General features: G+C 63.5%; 23 protein-coding genes. 7 read left to right on the top strand and 16 right to left on the bottom strand.

The window, feature by feature from the left end; all coding sequences use genetic code 11:
* Window positions 1–68 precede the first annotated feature (68 nt).
* The gene (locus AC1D75_RS16325; protein WP_495516382.1) at window positions 69–569 is read right to left on the bottom strand and encodes a MarR family winged helix-turn-helix transcriptional regulator; all 501 of its coding nucleotides are present in this window, start codon (window positions 567–569) and stop codon (window positions 69–71) included.
* Between the two features lie 97 nt (window positions 570–666).
* Between AC1D75_RS16325 and AC1D75_RS16320 the strand changes: the two genes are divergently transcribed.
* Window positions 667–1569: an NADP-dependent oxidoreductase gene (locus AC1D75_RS16320; protein ID WP_495516381.1), complete on the top strand. Its 903-nt coding sequence runs from the start codon at window positions 667–669 to the stop codon at window positions 1567–1569.
* A gap of 78 nt (window positions 1570–1647) precedes the next feature.
* Here AC1D75_RS16320 and AC1D75_RS16315 read toward each other — a convergent pair whose 3' ends face one another.
* The 3 genes from AC1D75_RS16315 to AC1D75_RS16305 all read right to left on the bottom strand — a co-directional run bounded on the left by AC1D75_RS16315 (window position 1648) and on the right by AC1D75_RS16305 (window position 4288).
* A complete protein-coding gene (locus tag AC1D75_RS16315) occupies window positions 1648–2931 on the bottom strand; it encodes an FAD-dependent monooxygenase (RefSeq protein WP_495516380.1) in 1284 nt (427 codons plus the stop codon).
* A gap of 164 nt (window positions 2932–3095) precedes the next feature.
* On the bottom strand, window positions 3096–3983 hold the full coding sequence (locus tag AC1D75_RS16310) for a DUF5996 family protein (RefSeq protein WP_495516379.1): 888 nt from the start codon (window positions 3981–3983) through the stop codon (window positions 3096–3098).
* 143 nt (window positions 3984–4126) lie between these two features.
* Window positions 4127–4288 carry a hypothetical protein gene (locus AC1D75_RS16305; protein ID WP_495516378.1) on the bottom strand — a complete coding sequence of 54 codons (162 nt, stop codon included), beginning with the start codon at window positions 4286–4288 and terminating at the stop codon, window positions 4127–4129.
* 84 nt (window positions 4289–4372) lie between these two features.
* Here AC1D75_RS16305 and AC1D75_RS16300 point away from each other — a divergent pair, with 84 nt between their 5' ends.
* Together AC1D75_RS16300 and AC1D75_RS16295 are read left to right on the top strand one after the other, a co-directional pair.
* Entirely contained in the window at window positions 4373–4663 is a 291-nt protein-coding gene (locus AC1D75_RS16300; protein WP_495516377.1) for a DUF1330 domain-containing protein, read from the top strand.
* Between the two features lie 208 nt (window positions 4664–4871).
* Window positions 4872–5735 carry an alpha/beta fold hydrolase gene (locus AC1D75_RS16295; RefSeq protein WP_495516376.1) on the top strand — a complete coding sequence of 288 codons (864 nt, stop codon included), beginning with the start codon at window positions 4872–4874 and terminating at the stop codon, window positions 5733–5735.
* Between the two features lie 38 nt (window positions 5736–5773).
* On the opposite strand, the gene AC1D75_RS16290 is transcribed toward AC1D75_RS16295, so the two are convergent.
* The 3 genes from AC1D75_RS16290 to AC1D75_RS16280 are packed head-to-tail and all read right to left on the bottom strand — an operon-like array spanning window position 5774 to window position 10271.
* Window positions 5774–8152 (bottom strand): PEP/pyruvate-binding domain-containing protein, encoded by a 2379-nt coding sequence (locus AC1D75_RS16290; RefSeq protein ID WP_495516375.1) that lies wholly within the window; start codon window positions 8150–8152, stop codon window positions 5774–5776.
* The gene (locus AC1D75_RS16285) at window positions 8149–9147 is read right to left on the bottom strand and encodes a TIGR03617 family F420-dependent LLM class oxidoreductase (RefSeq protein WP_495516374.1); all 999 of its coding nucleotides are present in this window, start codon (window positions 9145–9147) and stop codon (window positions 8149–8151) included. Before AC1D75_RS16285 ends, AC1D75_RS16290 begins: the two co-directional genes overlap by 4 nt.
* Window positions 9148–9158: 11 nt before the next feature.
* On the bottom strand, window positions 9159–10271 hold the full coding sequence (locus AC1D75_RS16280; protein WP_495516373.1) for an Rv3169 family protein: 1113 nt from the start codon (window positions 10269–10271) through the stop codon (window positions 9159–9161).
* A 50-nt stretch (window positions 10272–10321) separates the two neighbouring features.
* On the opposite strand from AC1D75_RS16280, the gene AC1D75_RS16275 reads away from it, so the two are divergent.
* Window positions 10322–10939 carry a TetR-like C-terminal domain-containing protein gene (locus tag AC1D75_RS16275; protein WP_495516372.1) on the top strand — a complete coding sequence of 206 codons (618 nt, stop codon included), beginning with the start codon at window positions 10322–10324 and terminating at the stop codon, window positions 10937–10939.
* Between the two features lie 108 nt (window positions 10940–11047).
* Here the strand turns inward: AC1D75_RS16275 and AC1D75_RS16270 are convergent, their stop codons facing one another.
* The 4 genes from AC1D75_RS16270 to AC1D75_RS16255 all read right to left on the bottom strand — a co-directional run bounded on the left by AC1D75_RS16270 (window position 11048) and on the right by AC1D75_RS16255 (window position 16049).
* A complete protein-coding gene (locus AC1D75_RS16270; RefSeq protein WP_495516371.1) occupies window positions 11048–11500 on the bottom strand; it encodes an NADPH-dependent F420 reductase in 453 nt (150 codons plus the stop codon).
* 369 nt (window positions 11501–11869) lie between these two features.
* A complete protein-coding gene (gene fadD5 / locus AC1D75_RS16265) occupies window positions 11870–13477 on the bottom strand; it encodes a fatty-acid--CoA ligase FadD5 (protein WP_495516370.1) in 1608 nt (535 codons plus the stop codon).
* Window positions 13478–14357: 880 nt separating this feature from the next.
* Window positions 14358–14798: a VOC family protein gene (locus AC1D75_RS16260; RefSeq protein ID WP_495516369.1), complete on the bottom strand. Its 441-nt coding sequence runs from the start codon at window positions 14796–14798 to the stop codon at window positions 14358–14360.
* 315 nt (window positions 14799–15113) lie between these two features.
* On the bottom strand, window positions 15114–16049 hold the full coding sequence (locus AC1D75_RS16255) for an NADP-dependent oxidoreductase (protein ID WP_495516368.1): 936 nt from the start codon (window positions 16047–16049) through the stop codon (window positions 15114–15116).
* A 134-nt stretch (window positions 16050–16183) separates the two neighbouring features.
* Between AC1D75_RS16255 and AC1D75_RS16250 the strand changes: the two genes are divergently transcribed.
* A complete protein-coding gene (locus AC1D75_RS16250) occupies window positions 16184–16663 on the top strand; it encodes a MarR family winged helix-turn-helix transcriptional regulator (protein ID WP_495516367.1) in 480 nt (159 codons plus the stop codon).
* A gap of 44 nt (window positions 16664–16707) precedes the next feature.
* Here the strand turns inward: AC1D75_RS16250 and AC1D75_RS16245 are convergent, their stop codons facing one another.
* Window positions 16708–17550 carry a helix-turn-helix transcriptional regulator gene (locus tag AC1D75_RS16245; RefSeq protein ID WP_495516366.1) on the bottom strand — a complete coding sequence of 281 codons (843 nt, stop codon included), beginning with the start codon at window positions 17548–17550 and terminating at the stop codon, window positions 16708–16710.
* A 180-nt stretch (window positions 17551–17730) separates the two neighbouring features.
* Here AC1D75_RS16245 and AC1D75_RS16240 point away from each other — a divergent pair, with 180 nt between their 5' ends.
* A complete protein-coding gene (locus AC1D75_RS16240; protein WP_495516365.1) occupies window positions 17731–18582 on the top strand; it encodes an SDR family NAD(P)-dependent oxidoreductase in 852 nt (283 codons plus the stop codon).
* A 139-nt stretch (window positions 18583–18721) separates the two neighbouring features.
* On the opposite strand, the gene AC1D75_RS16235 is transcribed toward AC1D75_RS16240, so the two are convergent.
* The 3 genes from AC1D75_RS16235 to AC1D75_RS16225 all read right to left on the bottom strand — a co-directional run bounded on the left by AC1D75_RS16235 (window position 18722) and on the right by AC1D75_RS16225 (window position 21156).
* Window positions 18722–19360 (bottom strand): MBL fold metallo-hydrolase, encoded by a 639-nt coding sequence (locus AC1D75_RS16235; protein ID WP_495516364.1) that lies wholly within the window; start codon window positions 19358–19360, stop codon window positions 18722–18724.
* 113 nt (window positions 19361–19473) lie between these two features.
* The gene (locus AC1D75_RS16230; protein ID WP_495516363.1) at window positions 19474–20319 is read right to left on the bottom strand and encodes an SDR family NAD(P)-dependent oxidoreductase; all 846 of its coding nucleotides are present in this window, start codon (window positions 20317–20319) and stop codon (window positions 19474–19476) included.
* Between the two features lie 315 nt (window positions 20320–20634).
* Window positions 20635–21156 (bottom strand): TetR/AcrR family transcriptional regulator, encoded by a 522-nt coding sequence (locus AC1D75_RS16225; protein WP_495516362.1) that lies wholly within the window; start codon window positions 21154–21156, stop codon window positions 20635–20637.
* Between the two features lie 158 nt (window positions 21157–21314).
* Between AC1D75_RS16225 and AC1D75_RS16220 the strand changes: the two genes are divergently transcribed.
* The gene (locus AC1D75_RS16220) at window positions 21315–21716 is read left to right on the top strand and encodes a VOC family protein (protein ID WP_495516361.1); all 402 of its coding nucleotides are present in this window, start codon (window positions 21315–21317) and stop codon (window positions 21714–21716) included.
* 148 nt (window positions 21717–21864) lie between these two features.
* Here the strand turns inward: AC1D75_RS16220 and AC1D75_RS16215 are convergent, their stop codons facing one another.
* Window positions 21865–22491 (bottom strand): dihydrofolate reductase family protein, encoded by a 627-nt coding sequence (locus AC1D75_RS16215; RefSeq protein ID WP_495516360.1) that lies wholly within the window; start codon window positions 22489–22491, stop codon window positions 21865–21867.
* Window positions 22492–22542: the final 51 nt, after the last annotated feature.

Here is a 22542-nt window from a genome sequence, read left to right as displayed (position 1 = left end):
CTATTGCGACGGTCTACCAGCAGACGACCGACCAGAAAGAGGTCAAGTCCCAATACTGTTGTGAGGCGTCAAGCCTCCGCGCGGGATGTGCGTGTGGGTAGTAGCTGTACGCAGTCCTCGCGTAGCGGCGTCAGAATCGCCTCGGCGAGGCTTTCCAGCTGATCGACTTGCCGAACGTTCAGGTGCTCGAAGACACGCCGACGCACCTGCTCTGCGTACCCCGGCTCCGTACGCTCCACCACCTGCGCGCCCTCTTCGGTCAACTGCGCCAACGTCCGTCGGGCGTCATCAGGATCGTTCTTCCGAGTGACCCACAGCCGCTTTTCCATCCTGGCAACTATGCGCGACAGGTGCGACGGGGTGACGCCCGCCGTTGCAGCCAGCTGCGTCATATGCACTTCCCGGTCCTCGCTGACCGACAACCAACGCAGGACCTGATACTCCGCGTGACTCAGCCCAGCCACCTGCTCGAGGTACACGTCCAGCGCGCCCGGCAACCACATCATCACTCCCACAAGCAAGGACCAGGTTCGGTCCTGCTGCGGCGACAGGTGCTGGGCGTCAGACATGACCGAATACTACCGTTACTTGCTACGGAAAGCATTACGGGGATACATTACTTTCCGCAGCAAGTAATGCTGTCTCAGATGAACCATGGAGAACCCAATGCAGGCAGCGCGTTATCACCGTTACGGCGACCCCGACGTTCTCGTCGTCGAAGACGCACCAGAACCACACGCAACTACGAATTCCGTACGCATCCGGGTCCTGGCCGCAAGCGTGAACCCCATCGACTACCTGCTGCGCGCTGGACACCTGAGTGAGGTGGTGCCTCTTGATCTGCCCGCTATCCCCGGCCGGGACGCGGTTGGAGTTGTCGACGAGATCGGGCCCGGTGTCGAAGGCACTCATGTCGGTGACGTCGTGTTCGGTCTCGGTGGGGTCAGTGACACCACCGCGCAATATGCGGTGCTCACCGCGTGGAGCACGGCCCCCTCCACCTGGTCCATCGAGCAGGCCGCCGCGGCCGGACTCGCCGCGGTCACCGCGGCCGAGGTGATCGCGGCCCTCGGGAACCTCGACGGGCAGACTTTGTTGGTCGAAGGCGCCTCCGGTGCAGTCGGCAGCGCCGTCGCCGCGTTCGCACTGAATGCAGGGGCCACGGTGATCGGTACCGCCCGACCCAGCAACCACGAATACCTGACAGGCCTCGGAGTTCGGGCGACAACGTATGGACCGGGGCTCGCTGAACGGGTCGCAGCGCTCGCTCCAACCGGGGTGGATGCGGCTGTACACGCGGCGCCGTCATCCTCGCTGCCGGATCTGGTGGACATAGTCGGCGGTCCCGCTCGCGTCGTGACCGTCATCGACGCCGAGGGTGCCCAACGCCTGGGATTGCGAAAGATCGACGCCCGCAACGACTCCGGTCTGCTGCAGCAAGCTGCCGAGCTCGGTCGGCGACAGATCTATATCCCGCGCGTCGACCACGTCTTCGCGTTAGCCGACATTGCCGACGCTCACGCCCTGGCCCAAACTGGTAGCGGAAAGGTGGTCGTCACCCTGCCTTGAGCGCCACCGCACGCCGTCCCTCCGAACGGACGCCGCTTCCGAAACACCGCCTTCGGCAACGGATTCGATGCGACGTCCCTACGGCTTGGGCGACGCGGTGATCGGCGATCCTGCCGGTGCGCGGGAGTCCGGCACTCCCGCGTAGTCGGGCAGTTCGATGCCGTTGATCGCGCGCCCGACCAGTTCCATGAACCATTCGCCGGCGAAGTCCGGGCTGGGCTCGGTGTCTGGTCCGGGGACGTCGCGGGTGCGGGCGTTCAACCGTCCGATTTCCTGGTTGGCCTCGACGAACGAGCGCATTCGCGCCTCGTAACGGGCGAACCCGACGTCTGGTTTCCATTCGACAGCGGCCAGTTCACCTGCCAACACGTAGGCGCCGACCAATGCCAGCCCGGTCCCCTGCCCGGACATCGGCGACGAACTGAACGCCGCGTCCCCGAGCAGCACCACCCGTCCACTCGACCACCGGTCCATCACCACCTGGGCGACCTGGTCGAGGTAGAAGTCCGGCGTGTCGTCGAGGTGCGCGAGAATGTCCGGGGTCAACCAGCTCATGCCCTCCATACGCTCACGGAGCAGGACCTTCTGGGCCGGGATGTCACGGTAGTCGACGTCGAAATCAGCTGAGCCGAAGTAAAACATGGCCATTGCCCGGGTGGCGTCCTGTATGGGTCGCAGAAGCGCTGAGCGCCCGGACGCCTGGTCCTGGTACTCCAGCAGCCAGCGGTCCAGCCCGAACTCGTTGGGCACACTGTAGAAAGCCAGTACGTGCCCGAGGTGGCGAAGAAATCGCTCATGCGGCCCGAAAACCATTGCGCGCAGCGCAGAATGCGGCCCGTCGGCCCCGATCACCAGCTCGAAGCGCCGCCGGTCGCCGCCCGCGAAGACCACGTCGACTCCGTCTGCGTCCTGGGTGAGCTCGGCGATTCGGTCACCGAAGATGTACTCGACGCCGTCGCGTGTGTCGTCGTAGAGCACTTGCGCCAGGTCCCCGCGCAGGATCTCGATGTCCGCTATGAACCCGTCGCCACCATCGTCGTCGGCGCGAAAGGTTTCCAGCACTTGCCCGTTCGCATCCACGGAGTACGCGCCGGCGGTGTCGGTGCACACCGCGCGCACCGCCTCATCCAGCCCCATCCGCTTGATGACCTCCTTGGCCACCCCCCGCGCGTCCACGGCCTGTCCACCGGGACGCAATTCGGGCGCCCTCTCCACCACGGTCACTTCGGCCCCCCACCGCCGGAGCCAGTGGGCCAGCGCGGGTCCCGCGATGCTCGCACCCGCCACCAACACCCTCGGACCGCCCGCAGGCGTTCCCTGCTCACCTGTCCGAATCGCGCTTTCCTGCTTGGAGTCGCTCATCATTGCCTCCATCTGCCCTTCCGCTGGAAGGTTGCCAGCACAGACCCACCACTGTCGGTGTATCCGGCCGTATCGACTGCAGATCTACACGAAACTCATCGGTACGGCCGAATTGCGGCCCACCCTCCCGCTCCGAGTGGCACTGTCGTGTCGGCACGTAAGGGCTAGTTCCAGCCTGCCGTCTCGACCGCCGCGCGATGGGTCTGTGCGAGGAACTTCAGAACCATGGCTTCCGGATCCGCTGCTTGTCGCACGAGATGGTAGGGCAGCACATACTCCCCCAGCGAGGTGTCCCAGTGTGCAGGAGCTTCGACCGCCGGGTGTGTGTCGTACCCCTCGGGATGGGGGTATGCGTACGCGTAGAAGACGCCTTCCTCGGCACCGCCGGGCCAGTAGCCTGCGCTCGAAACCTCGTCGCTGTAGGCCTCGTGCATGACCCAGTCGGGGCAGTTCGGAACACCACCGGGATGCTGGGGTGCAGACCGTCCCGAGAAGCGTGTGACGGCCAGATCGAATGCGCCCCAAAAGAAATGAACAGGTGAGGATTTCCCTCGAAACTCACCACGGAACTTCGAAAAGACACCATGCACAGAGACGAGCGACCGCCAGAATCGAGATACGGCGTCCGCGTCGTACGACGCGTGTTCGGTGTCCTCGGCAAACGGGGTCGCATTGGGCAGTTCGACGGGGGTTCCGACCATCGCGATATCGAATCCGAGATCAGTCAAGTGGCCGATGTACTCGGCATAGAAGTCGGCAACAGTCCGCGGTTCAAGCTTCATCCGACGGGTGCTGCCGTCGGTGACGAGGAACAGTAGCTCGTGCCCCAGGAAGTCGAAGCGAATCTCGAGGCCGCGGTTTCCGGCGACCATCAGGGACGTGGTGAGTCCACGCGCGTCCACGTATAGCGGAACCCCCCACCAGTGGTTGATCGCCGGACCGAGAGCCATCCGCGTCTTTCCGACGATCTGAGTCCACAGCTGAAGCGTGTCCCTGGTATCGATCCACGAATCCAACGGCAGTGCAGGCCAAGCGTCGTGTTGGGTTTCCATGAGCCCATGGTCCCCGACGTCTACTCGACGCGGGCGCCTAAGGTCAGATATCCACAGACACAACGGGTTAGTGGCTCGGCGAGGCGGTCATGACCACACAGGTCGTTGTCCAGGACCACACAGTGTGGGGTGCGGGCTCGCGGTCAGTCGGTGTCTGTGGCGGGACCGTCCTGGGTGGCGCCGCCTTCGCCGGACCAGTCGCCGGACGTCTCGCCCTCGGCTGGATCGGATTGCACGTCAGATCTTGCACCCTCAGGTCCGGTGCCGGCGTCTTCGGTGTGTGGGTCGGTCTTCTTGTCAGTCATGAAAGTCCTGTACCCGAAACGGCCGCGTTCAATCCACCCGGATGAGTACTTGCGCCCGCGGAGACGGCGGCGAAGGATCGTGGGATGACCGCGTACTGGGTAAACACATTCCGCTCTGTCTCCGACGCCGAGGCCCTCGAACGCTACGCAGCGCTCGCGGGCCCGGCGATGTTGGCGGGAGGAGGCAAGTTCCTCGCTCGCGGAATGCCCGCCGCTGCATTCGAACACGGCATCGTCGAACGCACGACGATTATCGAGTTCCCCAGCGTCGCCGCGGCTGTTGCAACCTATGAGTCCGAGCAGTATCAGCGCGCTCTTGCCGTGCTCGGCGAAGGCGCCGAGCGCGACATCCGGATCGTGCCCGCCGCACCCTAGAGCTCGACTGCCTTGCTTCATGGCCTCGTCCCGTAACTGTCCCCGAGAGATCTCGAACGAGAGTTACTGATCGCGTTCGTAAACGAATCGAATCGGCAAGCCGCAGTTCAAACTGCGTCAAGAGTGTGCACACTCTCGCGGCTGCACCGATGACTTCCGGGTGAATCCGTGGTCAACCTCTGCGTATACCAACAGAAGGGGTTTAGGCATGACGAGACCGATTCGATCTGGCGTGACCTCGGTACGAGCGAACGATGTGGACCTCGGCACCGAAGGGTTTGGCCGCGAACACGATCCGCTGGTCCTTCTGGTCGGCGGCACGACGATGTTGTCCTGGCCCGACGCGCTGTGCGAGCGGCTCGCGTCGGGCGGGCGGCACGTCGTCCGCTACGACCTTCGTGACTCCGGCGCATCGACAACCCTCGACCCGGAGAATCCGGCGTACGACCTGCGGGACCTCGCCGCCGACGCGGCCGCGCTGGCCGGGGCGCTCGGCACAGGAACTGCCCATCTCGGTGGGGTCGGCGTCGGTGGGATGGTTGCTCAGGTCGCCGCACTGGACCGCCCGGACGTGTTCTCCGCACTGACCCTCGTCGGCACCCGGCCGGTGGCACCGGGAATGGTCGACGAGGATTTGCCGGACCACGACCCCGCGGTCATGGCCGCACTGTTCACCCACTCGTTGCCGGATTGGACAGATCGGGATGCCGTCGCAACATTCGCCGCCGAGGGTGCCGAGCTGCTGGGTGATGATCCGGAGGAGGCGCGGGCGATGTCGGCCCGAATCTGGGACCGGACGCCGTCGACCAATCCCGCGGTGAACCAGGCGAACCAACTCGGGACGGTGTTCTCCCGGATCGATTGCTCCCCGCGATGGCGAGAGCGGCTCGGTGAGCTCGACGTGCCCACGCTCGTCGTGCACGGTCGTGCCGACCCGTTCTTCCCGGTCGGCAACGGCGAGGTGCTCGCCGCCGAGATCCCCACGGCGCGACTACTCGTCCTCGACGACATGGGTACCGCCCTGCCGCACGTAGCGGCAGACCAGGTCGCTGCCGCCATGCTCACCCTATGACCGTTCGGTCGAGATCAGGTGCCGTCCGGGTCTCTATGTCAGGACTGGTCGAGACGGGTGACCACACCTCGATCTCCATCCACGCGCACTCGATCACCGGTCTTGAGCGTCTGGGTGGCCACCAAAGTGTTGACGACGCAGGGCAAACCGTATTCGCGCGCCACCACGGCGCCATGGGATACCGAGCTGCCAATATCGGTGACGAGCGCAGCGATGACGGTGAAGTACGGCGTCCACCCCACGTCGGTGACCGGCGTCACCAGAATTTCCCCCCGCTGCAGCTCGCGCGCATCGACAATCGATTTAGCGACGCGCACAACGCCTTCCACTGTTCCGCGACTGGCAGGACGGCCGATGATCTCATCGCCGGTGACACCTGATGGAGGCCGGGCGATGAGCGGGGTCGGTCGCCCGACAGACACGTCGTCGAACTCGAGAGAGTTCTGGAACACCAGCGCTTCCCGACGTTTCAGCGCGCTCTGCACGAGGCCGGTGACGTCTTCCGAACCAACGACGTGGTTCAATTCCGCACGGTCGAAGAAGAACACCAGATCCGAGTCAGGCAGTCGTCCATCCTTGGCCAGCACCTCACCGAGGTGGCGGTAGCCCAGCTTGAGCGTATGCGCCATCAGCGCCATCTTCGATTTCGTCTCCTCGCGCCCACGTGCACCGCCCTGCGCCAACCGGGCAAGAAATCTGATGGTCGAAGATTTGGGTGCTTCAACGTGGGTCTTTGCCGGTCCACGATCAGCCGGATCGAGCGCCGAGCGCACCATCACCTGCATCATGGCACCTAGCCCTTCCGGATCCTCGGCCCAGGAAGGGTCACGCATGCACAGCTCGCGGTAGCCGCGGTGACCGTGACGGGTCAAGAACTTCTCCAACGCCATACCGCCGGCGCTACGCGTGGCCCGCAGCTCGTTGACCGCGGCGTCCGGCTCCCCCGCCAAGAACTGCTCGGCGGCCGCGTCGTCTGCGGCGATGGTGTTCACCACCGCGTCGAGCTCCTCGAGCATCAGCGCGCTCTCGACATCGGAGGCGCCGGCCATGAGCCGGGTTGCTTCGGCTCGCCCCTCGTCCTCGCTACGTCCTTCCTTCACTGCCTGTCTCATCAGGACGCTTTCGAGAACGTTGGCCGCAACCGCCGCGCGCGATGATGACCGAACATGTGTCAGCGTGATGTCGCAGTACTGCTGCACGCCAGAGTCCAACTGGCGCAACACGAGTTGCGGGTCGTCGCTGGTCGGGATGTGAAACTCGGCGATCTGCTCCTGTAAACGCCGAATCGCGGGGCCGGCGGACAATGCGTACGTGGTGAGCCGGACCGTGTTGATCAGCTTGCTAACAAACGGTTTTGGTGGTTTTGGCTCCAGTTCGTCGACCACCCGACCGCAGATCGAGGTGGAGAACTGCTCCAACGAATTGCCCAGGAGTCCAGAGCTCAGACCTGTCCCCTCGGTCAGGTTCAGGAACATGTGGCCCTGAAAGTATCCGACCTGTAGCCACGGCTTCTCGTATTCCTGTTGTGCCCGGGCCACCACCTGCGTCATCTGCATCGCGTAGTCGATGGCAAAGCCGGAGACCGACGCGGTCAACGGGCAGAATGCCCCCGGCATCATCTCGCCGATGTTGCAGCGCGTGTACACGTGGTCTGCACCCGCGAGAGGCGAATCCATCTCGCTGAGATCGCCGGGCAGAGTGGTGATCGGTCGAGCCTGCAGCCACCACAGTTTGCCGGACTGGTCGATCGCCCACTCCAGATCCATTGGTCTGCCCCAATGTTCAGCAGCGCGCAGTGCGTCAGACCTGATATCGGCGACCTCGTCTGGCGACAAGACCGGCACCTCACCGACATCGCGAACAGCGGGGTTGCCGTCCGAATCCAGGACAATGTGGTCTGAGGACGCCGTACCGTCAACCAGCGCTTCACCGAGACCGGCGACGGCGTCGATCACCGTGAGGTCGCGCCGGCCGGACGCCGGATCGGCGGTGAAAACAACGCCGGCGGCGCGCGCGTCCACCATATGCTGCACGACCAAATGCATGGTGGCCGTGGGTTGCCCGCTGTAGGCCGAGGCTCGTCGCGAATGCACGGAGGCGGCGCATGTCTGCACGGCCATGGCGAAGTCATCGACGGAGTCCACACCCAGCACGGTGTCGTATTGCCCGGCGAATGATTGGTCGTCACCGTCTTCCCCGACGGCCGAGGACCTGACGGCCACCGGGGTCGCGCCGACTGCGGCCATCCGCGAGTACCACTGCCCCGCGTCATCGACGGTGACCCGTTCGGAAGCGTCTGCGATGACGAATCCCACCGGCACCGGAAGTCCGAGGCGGCGCAACTCCGCGAGTCCAGCCGCTTTGCCGCCGTAACTGTCGTCGGTGACCTCATCGAACTCAATCATCTTCAGCGTCATGATGATCCCCCCAACGCGTCCACGATCTCGGCCAGTGCCCCGATCTCGATGGGGCTGGGTTGATAGAGGCAGATCCGGTCCGATACCCCGTCGACACGATCACGGATGTGCGCTGCCACCTCTGCCGGCGTCCCACAGGCGGCGACGGTGTGCAGTATGTCGTCGTCGATCAGTGTGGCCATCTCCTTCCAGCGGCCCTGCTTGGACATCGCGTTGAGTTCCGGCTGCAGATCGCCCCAGCCGTGGGCGTCGAGCACCGGCCGGTATGCCGGGGTGGAGCCGTAGAACGCCAGCAGCATCCGAGTCGAGGCATGGTCGTCGTCTCGTCCGGTTCCGACCGACACGATGATCTCGGGCACCACCTCGAAGTCGTCCTCGCTGCGGCCGGCAGCAGCCAGCCCTTCGCGTACGGCCGGCAACGTCTGCTCGTGTAGGAATCGCTTCGTCCCGAAAGGCATCACCAGCAGACCGTCGGCCACTTCCGCGGTGGCTTTTGTCAGCCGAGGTCCGAGCGCCCCGAGGTAGATCGGTGGCGGACCGAACGGGTTCGGCCCGGGTACGAAGGTCGGTGTCATCAAGGTATGGCGGTAGTACTCACCGCGGAAGTCCAGCCGTTCCCCCTCATTCCACGTCGCGAAGATCGCTCGCAACGCCCCCACCATCTCCTTCATCCGCGCGACCGGACGATCGAACTCTGCCCCATAGCGCTTCTCGATCTGCGCGCGCACCTGCGTGCCCAACCCCAGGATGAAACGTCCCTCGCTGAGCAGTTGCAGATCGTTGGCTTGATGGGCAAGCTGAATCGGATTGCGGGGAAAGGCGATCGCGACGTTCGACATCACGTCGAGACCCTTGACCGACGATGCCAGCACCAGCGGCGTGAACACGTCGAACGGTCCTTCGAAGGTGAACACGCCGGATGCACCGGCCTCCTTGAGCAGTTGTGCGCGTTCGACCGCATCGGTGGGCCCGAACAGCGCTGTAGAGATCTTCATTCCGTCGCTCCTTAGCCCGCGTCTGTCCAGTCGGAGAAACCCGACGGGTGGTGCGGGCCGATCACGCCATGCTCGAATAGACCGGCACCCTCGCTGACCGTTCCATCGGCCTCAGTGCACACCGCCTTGGCGACATGGTCGATGAGACTGAACGGCGCTCGGGCCATCACCTCCGGGTCCGTCAGGTCGAAGCTGACGCGTTCGGCGAACGGACCGCCCTTCCAGCTGCCGTGTGCCCACGAGGAGTCCCCTCCGTAGCCGGATCCGAAAGCGATGGGCGCAAACAGCTTCGACTCGACGTCGAGTTGAGTTCGGTCTCCTGCACGGTTCATGAACTCGACGTGGGCGCCTTGAGGAATCCTTGTCCCCGTCTTGTAGTCGATGGTGGCGCGCACTCCGTCGAGTTGTTCGACGCGGCCATCTCGCCAGCGGCGGGTGCAGTCGTAGAGACTACGGTGGCCATCGGGATCCTCTTGCAGGATCAAGAGCAGTTGGTAGTCGTCGAAGGCCAAAGGCAGGTAGAGCCACCACATTCCGCGAAACGCTGCGTCCGGCCGACCGGCCGGCTCGGCCTCACCGACTGGCCGGATCCCCCACGATCGGTCGCGGCTCGCCACGCTGGTGTCATGGCTGACTTCCAGCCGTTCGCCGTCGACATCGATCCAGCCCTCCCAGGAGCCGACCTGGGCGAAGCGGCACGCCTGCAACGTCACTCGCCGCTCGGTCAGCATCTCGTGCGGCTTCTCCAGAGCCGCAGGGAACAGTCCGCGCCAGGTGAGGTCGGCGGAAATTCCCTCGGTCTGCGCCAGTGTCAGGTGCATCTCCTGCAGTGGCTCGATGACGTCGAGGCGATAGCCATTGACGTTCTGGTGAAGGCGGTCGTCGTCGATCGCGTCGCTCAGGTGTATCGCGGTCTGCGTGTCGCCGCGACGGACGACGAAGTAGGCGTCTTTGACGCCGAGGCGCGGGTAATAGCCGATTCCGGTCAGCACCATGAAGCGGCCGTCCCGGTCGAGCACGTTGAAATACGACCGGTCGTAGAAGTTCCGATCCGACGTGGCCGGCCAGGTCAACGGCGTGGGCGTCTGGTGAATTGGATACTCGTCGAGCGGGCTCAGGTTCACAAGCTCTCCCTCAAATACGATGCACACTGTATTGGAACTATGATGGAGTCATGACAGCAGAAAGCCGCAACGAAGGCAAGAGGTCTGCGCAGTCCGCGCCGGGGCGGCCCCGCGACAGCAGGATCGATGCTGCGATCATTGCGGCCACCCGAGAATTGATTCTCGAGACGGGCTATTCCGCGGTGTCGTTGTCGGCGATCGCCGCGCGCGCCGGGACCACCACGGCTGCCATCTACCGGCGGTGGTCGGGCAAGGCGCAACTTGTCCACGAGGCAGTGTTATTCGCCGAATCGATCCCCACGCCGGAGCATTCGGGAGATATCCGCAACGAGATCAGGGCTCTGGTCGAGACAATCCGGGTGATCTTCGACAGACCAGAGGTGCGATTGGCACTGCCGGGGCTGATCGCCGACACGGTTGCCGACCCCGAACTGCACAACATGATGATCGCCCGATTGGCCGGGAACCTGACAGCTCTCGAATCTCGCTTCGGTCAGGAACGCCGCGACGATGACCACTTGCCCATGCTCGTCGAGGTGGTCGCGGGGACCGCGATCTTCCGCATCCTCATTCGCCAGGACGCCGCCCTCGACGACACCTGGGTGAACGAAATGACCGAGATGATCACTGGCCGCTGGCCCTCGGAGAACTCGCGTGACGGCACCTGAGCTCGACCGACTCCTCGGACAATCGGCTCAGAGAACTTGACTCGCCAAGCAACGGTTGGAATTTCACCTTGGCAGGCCCAGCCTTCGGACACTCTGTGCGGCCGCAGCTCACATCATTTGCGCGACCTGAGCGGCGGCGGCATCGAAGTCGACGATCCGGTCTCGCTTCCGATGGAACTCATCGATGTCGTCCAGCGTCGTCTCGGCGAGGCTGTCCCGTAAGTCTGCGGGCGCGAAATCCTGGCAGTACGAGGGTGTTCCGGGCTGCTGTCGCCACGACTCGGCAAGTGTTCCGCCGTCCACAGGCTCAAAGCCGAGCTGGTCGATCAGACCGAATACCATTCGCTTGCCCTCACCGTCGGGACCTGTCACCGAAAGCCCCACGCGCCGGCCCTTGTCGTCAGTACCTTTGTGCTTGAGGCTCGGCGCGATGATGTTGCTGAAAGCCTTGTATACAGGTCGTCCCAGCAACTCGGACACCCAGGCGCTGTCAGGTGTGCCCTCGTCAAGGACTGCGATGCGCCCGTCTCTGTTCGGGTAGTAGTTACTTGTGTCGATCACCACGACATCGTCAGGGAGTGCCGATTTCAGCTGTGCGCAGAGACCCTCCATTCTGTTTTCCGGAATGGTGATGATGGCGATATCGACCCCTTGCACGGCGTCCGTCGCCCATTACTTTGTCACGCAGTGGTTGTCGCGGGCGCTGGCTGCAACACACGACATCGGCCGCTTTACTGTTGCTGGTGCTCCTGGCGATAACCGTCTTCCACGAGTGCGCGCAGACGGTCGAGCGCTGTCTCGTCCGGCTTGGCGACACCTCGCGTCCAGGCAATGGACACGGCCGACAAGAACAGGTCGTATCCTGTGACGGTGTGGCGCACTCAAGCGGTTGCGCGAGCACCGAAAGGTGGTGTGGCCGCAGTACCGGAATCAGTGAATCAAGCCCGCATCCTTACTGCCATACGCTGCGCGGAGTTTGGGTTTGACCACTTTGCCCGCGGGATTGCGCGGTAGTTCGTCGACGACAACCAGGTCTTTGGGGTGTTTGAAGCGCGCCAAGTTCTCGTTGAGGTGAGGCCCGAGGTCGTCGAGAGCGAGCGAGTCAGCACCGTTGGCCAGGACCACGACTGCGACCGGGACTTCACCCCACTTCGGGTGTGCCCGACCGATGATCGCGGCTTCGGCGATGGCGGGATGGCTGTAGAGCACGTTCTCGACTTCAGCGCAGTAGATGTTCTCGCCACCGGAAATGATCATGTCTTTGGCGCGGTCGACCACATAGAGAAAACCCTCGTCGTCCTGCCGGACCAGGTCTCCGGAGTGGAACCACCCACCCCGGAACGCTTCAGCCGTAGCCTGCGGATTCTGCCAGTAGCCTTTCATCAGATTCGGCCCGCGATAGACGATTTCACCCACTTCTCCGGGTTTGACGTCTTCCATCAGGGGGTCGACGATGCGAGCAGTCACCGCCGGCACCACTTTGCCAATCGACCCGATCTTCCGGATGGCGTCCTGACCTTCGAGAAGGGTTGTCACCGGCGACATCTCGGTCTGCCCGAACGCAGTCATGTTGAGTGCGTCCGGGAACAACTCATTCATGGCACGGAGCACGGTATCGGGGGCTGGGGCCGCTCCCCAACTGATCGTCCGCAGCCTGAGGTTGCGGGGCTTGGCCCGCTGCGCCGCGCACACCGCCTGCCACTGGGCTGGCACCATGAACACCGAAGTAGTGCCTTCGCGTTCCAAGGTGTCGAGCATGGCGTCAGGATCAAACGCGCCGAGCGGATGGATGACCGCCTGGATGCCGCGATAGAAGACCGGCGCGAATGCTGCGATGCCGGCGATATGAAAGATCGGTGGCACCACCGAGGCTATGTCGCCGGGTTGGCCATCGGACGCATTGATCGTGGTCATCGCCTGGGATTGCAGATTGGTGTGGGTCAACATGGCGCCCTTGGGTTTTCCGGTGGTTCCCGAGGTGTACATGATGAGTGCGACGGTGTCTTCGGGGATGTCTACCTCTGCCAAATCCGCAGGATCCTGCGCGAGGAGCGTTTCGTAGTCCAGGTGATCGCCGCTGTCGTCGTCGGCGTCGACGACGATGGTGGTGTCGATGGCGCCGGTGGACGCCCGCACTGCATCGGCCAGCGGTGCGAGCAGTCTCTCGGTGAGAACTATCGTGGCGCCACTGTCATGGACCAGGTAGCCGACTTCGGCTGGGCTCATGCGAATGTTGACCGGAACCGGGATTGCACCAATCAGATTCGCGCCGAGCACCGCCTCGACGTATTCGGTGCGATTGAGTAGCGCGATCAGGATGCGATCGCCGAATTGGACGCCGCGGCGTTGCAGAGCCGCGGCGAAACGGCGCGACCGATCGTCGAGTTCACGCCAGGTGGTTGCGGCATCGAGATACTTCACAGCAACCCGGTCCGGTGTCATCAGAGCGTGTCGTCGTACCTGGTTGTTCCAGGTATTGCGACCGGAACGCATCGGTTCACCCTGAAGCTCGCTGGCCGAGGCTGCGGCGACTGTCATTGGCGTATCCCCTGTTGTCGTCGGGCGTGGTGCGCGGTCCCCCAGCCCACCACTGTGCTCTGAGTCACACTGTAGAGGTTGGGGCGATCATGTGCCGCCGAATCTCAGCCGCAGCACGAATTACGTTCTGTGTCTCCGTATCTGGGTCGGACCGTGTTGATACCCGCTCCCCCGCACGTCTGCGTATCTCCCCCGGATGGTGCGGCGCGGGCTCGGATCTGCGTCAGTGAACGTTCACCCAATTCTCGACTTTCTCGAGGAGGCAAGACTCATTCGAGATTGGTGAGAGAGTGAGCCCCTATGGGTGACGGGGAGGAACGCCAGATGCGAGGACGTCGACTAATAGTCGGTCTGACAGCCGCAGGTCTTGCTTCTGCAGTGGCGACGGGGTGCGGCAGCGAGGACTGCGGAACAGCCGAGAGGCCAAGCTTCACGGTGGCGACGACAGTACCCCCCAGTGACGCCGGCTCAATTGACAGACACGTTTCAGTTCCCGACGAGGTGACTGTGCGCCGATCAGCTTTCGTTGACATCGATCGGTCCGTTCAAGACCTGCCCGTATGGCCTGGGCCGGATCCCTCTGAGTTCCTTAAGCCCAACCCGCCGTCGGGCGAGATCGGTGAGCTCTCGGGGCGCACACAGCAGTGGACGTGTTCGTGGCGGCACAGAACAATCCGAACGGGCTCTGGAACGTCGAGGGCACAGTGCAGTTGCTGGTAGTGGTTCCGATCTCTTGAGGGAACGAATGGTCAACAACCTGCCACTGCAGACGGAAGGAAACGTCACGCCCTGCGCGTTCTGTGGCCGTCGCCCAAGCCTGCGGTTGCATCCGCTCGACGCTATGTCCCGTTGAAGACATCGCCCCAATACAACGTTCGCATCAACCAATCTGCTCACACAGGGACACGATGATCCCGTCCGGGCCCCGCACGTACGCCATGCGCACGCTGTTCTTGTACTCGCCGATGCCGCCGATGAGTCCGTAGCCGTCGACAGCCAGCTCATCGAGGACTGTCTCGAGGTCTCCGACCTCGAATGACACGTTGCGCAGGCCAAGCTCGTTGGCCATCGCTCTGGGCGATCCGGCCACGGGGTCGGGCGTGACGAAGCTCGCGAGCTCGAGCCGGGACCCTCCGTCGGGTGGCCGCAGCATCGCGATCTCACAGTGTGCGCCCGGAATGCCGCAGACGGTCTCCACGAACTCGCCCTCTACGGTCCCAGTGCCCTCGACTTCGAAACCCAGCTTGACGAAGAACGCCGTGGCTGAGGTCAGGTCGGCAACGGTGATGCCGACGTGGTCGAAACGTTTTATGTGTGCCATGGGATCAATCCTCCATTAGTTGTCTACCCGTTCGATATGGAGACGGAGCCGGAGCCGAAATTTCGACAGAGATTCACCATCCACGCATGACGTCTCTGATCAAACAAGTCGCAGCGCCAGCGTCGTTGGCGCTAAACCTAAGGCGGGCACTCATTTTCAACCCTCATCGACCCACTGGAACACCCTCTGGTCATCCGGAGCAACCAAGTGATACACCGTCGTGCAACGTCGACTCAGGAACAGTCGGGGCCAGTCCGAGCATGCACGGCACAATGCCCCCTCGCGGCAGTCCGGGAGGGGGCATCATTCCGGGGCCTAGGCGACGATGATGACGGTTTTACCGGCGAGCGTGCCGCCGGCGGCGTCATCGTGGACGGCTCGTAGCTGTTGCAATGGTCGGCGATCGACAACGGCGAGTTCGAGGCGGCCGTCGTCCAGACGGGACACCAGGTCGGCCAGGTGGGAGCCGTTGGGCGTCACCCACACGCTTGCAGTCCGCACCGAACGCGCGTCGTCAGCGGGTACGGCGCCGGCCGAGCTGACCACGATGCCGCCGTCGGCGACGTACGAGGTCAACTTCGCAAGTCCGTCGGTATCGAGGCGCACGTGATTGACGACAACGTCGAAGGGGCCGTCGACCGCGGTGGGACCCGCGTCGAGGTCAAGGGGGCCAACCACGTTCGTGGCACCGTAATTGCGCAGGCGTTCAGCATGTTGCGGTCCGTCGACTGCGGTGACGGTAGCGCCTGCGTCGACCGCAAGCTGGACGACCAGGCCGCCCACTGCGCCGCCGGCTCCGTTGACGATCACACGCTGCCCTTTCTGGATGTCGGCCAGCTCGATGGCGGCCTGCCGAGCAGCCAGGCCGGTGAGCGGAAGGGCTGCGGCATCGGCGAGGGCCACCGTGGTGGGCGCGGCGGCAAGAAGGTCGGCCGCGATCACCGCGTATTCCGCCGCGCCGCCATGCTGGTCGAGGGGAAACATGCCGACGACTTGGTCGTCAATCTCCACGCCGCTGACCCCTGCGCCCAGTTCGACGACCGTGCCGGCAACGTCGAGACCGGGCGTGATCGGCAACGAGGTGGGAATGGCTTCCGCCAGCACTCCTAGGCGAATGTGGTCGTCCACCGGGTTGAACGATGTGGCAACGACTTTCACCAGCACCTGGCCCGGGCCCGCTACGGGGCGTGCCACCTCCTCTTCTTGCAGAACCTTGGTGTCGCCGAACTGGTGGTAGCGAATCGCTTTCACGGACTCTCCTCTTGTCGTTGCTGGGCCAAGCGCGATGCACGCGGCCCATCATTGACTTGCCTAGGCAAGTGTCACCAAGATTGCCTGACTTGCCCAGGCAAGTCAAATGAGCAATTGATGTAGAGTCGGATGCCATGACCGCTTCGCCGCATTGGCTTGACGAGGACCAGCAAGCGATGTGGCAGGACCTGCTCACGGTCGTCATCGCACTCCCGACGTTGCTCGACCGTCAGTTGGAGCGGGACGCCGGCACGTCGAACTTCGAGTACAGCGTGCTCGCACGCCTGTCCATGGCCGAAGACCTGACGATGCGACTCGGCGACCTTGCTGCGCAGTGCAACAGCAGCCAGCCCCGATTGTCGAAGGTCATGGTCCGTTTCGAACAGCGCCAGTGGGTCACCCGCCGCCCCGACCCGGACAACGGGCGCTACACCCTTGCCATGCTGACCGAGGCCGGGCTACAGAAGGTCGTCGACAGCGCGCCCGGCCACGTCGAACGCGTGCGAGAGTTGGTCTTCGACCCTCTCAGCGAGGCGCAGCAGCACGACTTCGGCGCTGCGCTCGCCCTGATCTCGGCCACGGTGCGCCAGCAACTCAATGGCGCCGAACTTTAACCGGCACAGGCGGAGATACCCACGTCCATTGCAAGACGTGACAGCTACGAGTATGCCCAGCTGGCAAGGACATTTATTGCCTGCCGGGAAGTGCTACCGGGTTCGGTTGTGTATACGAACAGGGTCTGCTCGGGATCATCAGGCAGAGTGAGTGTCTCGTAATCAACTGTCAGTTCGCCGGCCACTGGATGACGCAGTCGTTTGGACCCGTGGGTGCGCTGGTACACCCGGTGCTCTGACCACCACTGACGAAACTCCTCGCTGCAGTCCGTCAGCTCATCGACGAGAGTCCGAGTGGCACGATCGTCGGGATCATTGCCGATCTCGAGCCGCAGACTCTCAACCGCGGCGCGGGCCTGTATTTCCCAGTCGACGAACAGGTTTCGCGGTTCAGCGCCGAGAAACATCCACCTGGCATAGTTACGCTCGCGCGGCAGGAATTGATCGAAGTCGGCGAACAGTGCGCGGGACATCCTGTTGGTGGCGAGCACGTCTGACCGCCGTCCGAGGATCAGAGCCGGCTGGCCGTCGAGCGCATCGAGAAACTGGTAGAGGCCCGGACGGACGCGCTGCACGGGCGCGCCGCGGCGTGGAGCGGCGGCTGACCGCTGTCCGATGAGATTTCCCAGATGAGCTCGGCCGGCAGCGTCGAGATCGAGTGCCCGCGCGATCGCGTCGACGACACCTGGCGACGGAGTGATGCGCCTGCCCTGCTCGAGGCGCGAGTAGTAGTCGGTGGACACCCCCGCGAGCAACGCGACCTCCTCGCGACGCAATCCCGGCACCCGGCGTACCCGCCCGTCCGAGGGAAGCCCGGCCCGAGACGGGTCAATCTGGCTCCTCGCCCGCCGCAGGAAGTCGGCGAGTTCGCGATTGGTTTCACTCACCGTTTCATCATGGCGCACAGCGGCCATCGCCACCTGGGTCGCGCAGTCCTAGGTTCGGCGTTCCTCGGTCGAAAAGGGCCGGGTATGCGCCCCTTCACCGCCGCATGGTCGTCGAGACTGAAAAAGCAAAGCCGAACAGCAAACCGACCTGCTTGGCCCCCACACAAGGAGTGATTCGACATGTTCCCCTCTACCCCCAGCACCTGGTTCGTGACCGGCACTTCCCGCGGCCTCGGACTGGAATTGGTCAAACAATTACTCGAACGTGGGGACAACGTGGCTGCGACGACCCGTTCGACCGACCGACTTCTCACCGCCCTGGACGGTGTTGACACCGCCCGCCTGTTGGCACTATCGGTCGACCTCACCGACGCGGACGTAGTCGAGGAAGCCGTTCACCAGACCATCGATCGCTTCGGTGGGCTCGACACAGTGGTGAACAACGCCGGCTACGGCTACCTCGCGGCCGTGGAGGAGACCACCGATGCAGCCGCCCGCCAGATGTTCGACGTCCAGATCTTCGGGCTGTGGAACGTACTGCGGTCCGTCCTTCCGATCATCCGGTCCCAACAGAACGGCCACATCATCAACATCTCTTCCGTGCTCGGGCTGACCGCGATGCCGGGCTGGGGTCTGTACTGCGCCGGAAAGTTCGCGCTCGAAGGCCTCAGTGAGTCACTGGCAGCCGAGGTTTCAGAGTTCGGAGGCCGGGTCACCATCGTCGAGCCGGGCTATTTCCGCACAGACTTCCTGACAACCGATTCTTTGGTGCTGCCCGAATCGACCGCGGAGGGTTACACATCGATCAGGGAGATGACGCAGAACCACCTCGATCTACAAGGCAGTCAGCTTGGCAACCCGGCCCAGGGTGCGACGGCGATCATATCGATCGCAGCTTCCGCGGACGGACCCTTGCGTCAACTTCTCGGCTCAGATTCCTACGCCTACGCCACAGCCAAAGTCAGTGCACTGAGCGCCGACTTCGAGGCCGGCAAACAACTCGCGCACTCCACCGACTTCCCACAGGCGTAAGCCAAATTCGCTCTCCCGGCGCGGTCCGTTCTACCCATACCCATTAGCTCCTCCCCCTCGCCGCCCGCGGGGCGATTAAACTGTGTCGCATAGCGATTGCCCTATGCAACCCAATGCGTCATGTCAGGCGCCGCAGGATTTACTTCACCGCAGATAACCCTGCGAGTGCTTGCTCGATATGGTCGGGCCATTCCTGCGGATTGACCCGGTGGACCGCCGAATCGCCGCCAAATGCACTGGAGATCACCACATCCGGCTCCAGGGATGCCAGCAGCTGCAGGCTTTCGGTCAACGCACGGGCATCACTGAAGGCCTCGATATAGCCGCCCGTCCAGGCACCCGACGCGCTCACGAAGAGCAAGTCACCAGTGAACAGATAGCGGGCGCCGTCGGCACCCGGCACCAGATAGCACGTACTACCCACGGTGTGTCCCGGGGTCGGTATGACCTCAATGCCGTTGTCGTCGATGTGACGTACCGCCAAGGGAATATCGACTCGGGCGTACTTGCCGATGGCGTCGGCCTCTGCCGCCGGAGCGTGCAACCTCGACCCGAATCGCTCGGCAATCCGACCCAACATCGGGCCGGCCTCATCCACATGGGACAGGTAGTGGTCGACGAAACCGCCGTGACGCTCCAATTCGTCGAAATCCGCATCGCCGGCCACCGAGTAAAACAGAGCGTTGCTGCTTCCGGCCCACAGATAGGCGTGCGTGGTCAAGCCCGGAAACGGATTGTCCTCTCGCGTCTCCCACACATCAGGCAGTACTTGGCGCATCGCGATCCTCCTCGTAGACATCTCTTTTGATCCACAGCCAATGCTGCAAGCTCAAGTCCGGTTGAAGTCAAGGGGTCGCGAAGCACCGAGAAGAGCACAGCGGACTGATGTTTTCAGGAGTTGTTGAAGTTCAAAGAGGTCGACAAGTCGCGATGCGCGTCCACCTGCTCCAACAAGGTCTGCGCCTTCCCTGCAGCAAGCTCGATTGCATCGGCGCCGGCCACCCACCGCAGCGGCGGCTCCGCCGAATCTGCCAACTCAACCAGCGCGGCGGCCAGCTTGGCCGGGTCTCCGGGCTGCTTACCGTTCATGCCCTGCCATGCTTCAATTGTTGCTGCCGTGCGCTCGGCGTAATCGGGGATCGACAACTCAGGCCATAGTGTCGAGGATCCCTCGACCAACAGTTCGGTGCGAAAGAACCCAGGCTCGACGATCATTGTTGAAATCCCGTACGGGGCAACGTCGAAGCGCAGCGACTCCATCCACCCTTCGACGGCGAACTTCGACGCACAGTACGCGGCGACGAACTCCTGACCGACCAGGCCAGCGGTCGAACTCATCGTCACGACCTGGCCGCTACGCTGCTTGCGCATCACCGGCAGCACCGCACGGGTGACGTTTGTGGGGCCGAAAAGGTTCACTTCCATCTGGTGGCGGAACTGCTCCGGGCTGATCTCCTCGAAGAACCCCGCATAGAACAGACCCGCGTTGTTCACCAACACATCGATCCGGCCGAACCGCTGCATCGCCGCTTCGGTCGCCGTCGCCGCTGCAGGCGGGTCGGTGATGTCCAGTGACACCGCGAGCAGGTCCTCACGCTCACCGAACACCTCGGTGACCTTGGTTGCATCACGCGCGGTCGCCACCACCCGGTGGCCGGCGTCGAGCGCTGCACGGGTGATGTCCACACCCATACCGCGTGCGGCACCGGTTACGAACCACACCTTGTTCTCGGCCATGTCGCGTTCCTTTCGCTCGTGTGGTTCCAGTCAACCGTCCGGCAGCTCCGTCAGGGAGTGTCCATCTATCCAGGCACCAGCAGACACTCCCTGACCGCGGACGAAGGTCGTAAGGTCAGAAGCACTCATGAGTCGGGACGACGGTGTCGACGAGTCCAGCAATCCGCCGCGACACACGCGGTGCATTGGGGTGCTATCGGCGACCACCAGGAGACATATTGCGCACTAACAGCTTTCAGGAACTCGCCGTCGAGAGCGAATGGCGCGGGTTGTGCGTCCGGGTTCGCAGAAGTACCGATCTCCCTTGCCGTGCCCTCACTTCTGATCCTGCGCGATCGCGCGCGTGACTATGGCCGTGACAAAGTCCTGGTCGATCGGTTCGCGTGAAAACCAACGGCGGTAGAACAGCGGGCCCAGGAGAATTGCGATGGTCGTTGCGTGGTCGTCGTTCGGTCGTGGCTCGCCGCGATTCGCGGCACGTTCGAGGATCGCCCGCAGCGGGGCGGCGTGGCCGCTTTGAATCTTCTTGTGGATGTCCGCGAAAGCAGGATCGCGCTCTGAAGCGTCGATGATCGATGGCAGCACCGAGGACCAATTGGCTGTTTGCAGTAGGTGCGCAATGTTTGTCAGCGCCTCCGTCAGATCGCCTTGGAGCGATCCGGTGTCGGGAATCTGCTGCTGTTCGGTGATCTGGGAGCACGCATCAAGGACGAGCGCATTGCGGTCTGACCAGTGACGATAAATGGTCGTCTTGGCGACACCGGATCGTCGGGACACCTCGTCAATGCTGAAGCCACCTACCCCGCCTTCGTTCAGCAGCTCTTCGGTGGCTGCCAAAACCGACCGCTTGGAGCGCTCAACTCGGCTATCCACCCTCGCCGACGTTGCCCCCGTCGGCTCGCCCTCCGGTACTCGATGTGGCATCGATGTTGCTCCTCTCGAACAGCTACGCTACGGTATCGTAGCATTACTCCCCCTTCAAGAAGGAACGGTCCATGCATTTCGCTTCAATACGCATCATCACCGATAACCTCGACCGACTGGTCTCGTTCTATGAGCAGGTGACCGGAGTCAAGGCCGAACGGCCTGCGCCCCCCTTCGCCGAATTCGTTCTGCCCTCGGCGACGCTGGCCATCGGACACTCCCAGACGGTCCCGCTGTTCGGTGCCGGATCGGCGCGGGCGGCCGCCAACCACAGCGTCATCCTCGAGTTCCGCGTCGACAACGTCGATGCGGAATACACCCGCCTCTCATCGTTCGTCAGCGAATGGGTGCAAGAACCCACGACGATGCCCTGGGGCAATCGCTCAGTCCTGTTCCGCGACCCCGACGGCAACCTGGTCAACCTCTTCACCCCCGCGACTGAGGACGCTATCGCACGGTTCCAGGGCCGTTGACAATTCATCCGCGGCGACCCCGCATATGACAGCGCTTGGGTTGCGGGTGCCGTGTACAGCCGACGTCGCCGACAACCGGTCGCAGTGACATAAGGCTTCTGCCCCAGGCGATTCGCCGACGAAGAGGAACGTGAGGCGCAGAACTGCCTCAGGACGGATCGACGCTCATATCCCCCGTCTCGGGTGTCCCATCGACCAAGCCGTAGCGCAGATATACCGCGCCTCTCGCACCGGCCACCGGCGGTTCGAGCAGGGTGAGGTTGGTCGGCACGGCGCCACCGTCGAACACTCCCTTGCCCACACCGAGCACGATGGGATGCACCCAGAGGTCGAGCCGGTCGAAGAGCTTCTCGCGCAACAGGGTCTGCACCAAGTTCAGGCTCCCGACAACCTTGATGTTTTGGTGCCGGTCCCGGATCTCGCGCACCGCATCGGCCAGATCTGGGCCGAGTTGCGTCGACCCTGCCCACGAAAGCTCGGGCTTGCCACGGGAGGCGACATACTTCGGGACGCCGTTGAAGAGCGTGGCGATCGCGTTGTCCTCGCCTCCCTCCTGATGCGGCCAATACGCAGCGAAGATGTCGTAGGTCCGCCGACCGAGCAGCAGGGCGTCCGTGCCCTCGTATGCAGCATGTACCTGGGCACCAGTGGCGTCGTCGAAAAGAGGCGCCTGCCAGCCTCCGAACGGAAATCTCTCTGGATCCTCGTCGGGGCCGCCGGGCGCCTGCCCGACGAGGTCGAGGGTTGTGAACAGCTCGATGTGGATCAGGCCCATGGTCAGCTCCCGTTTGTGGTGGTTGCTTCGATCAAAGGGTAGACCTGTGAA

The sequence above is a fragment of the Williamsia sp. Y712 genome (assembly GCF_059445525.1).
Note: the sequence above shows the minus strand (reverse complement) of the source record. Positions and strands in the feature narration are given on the sequence as shown.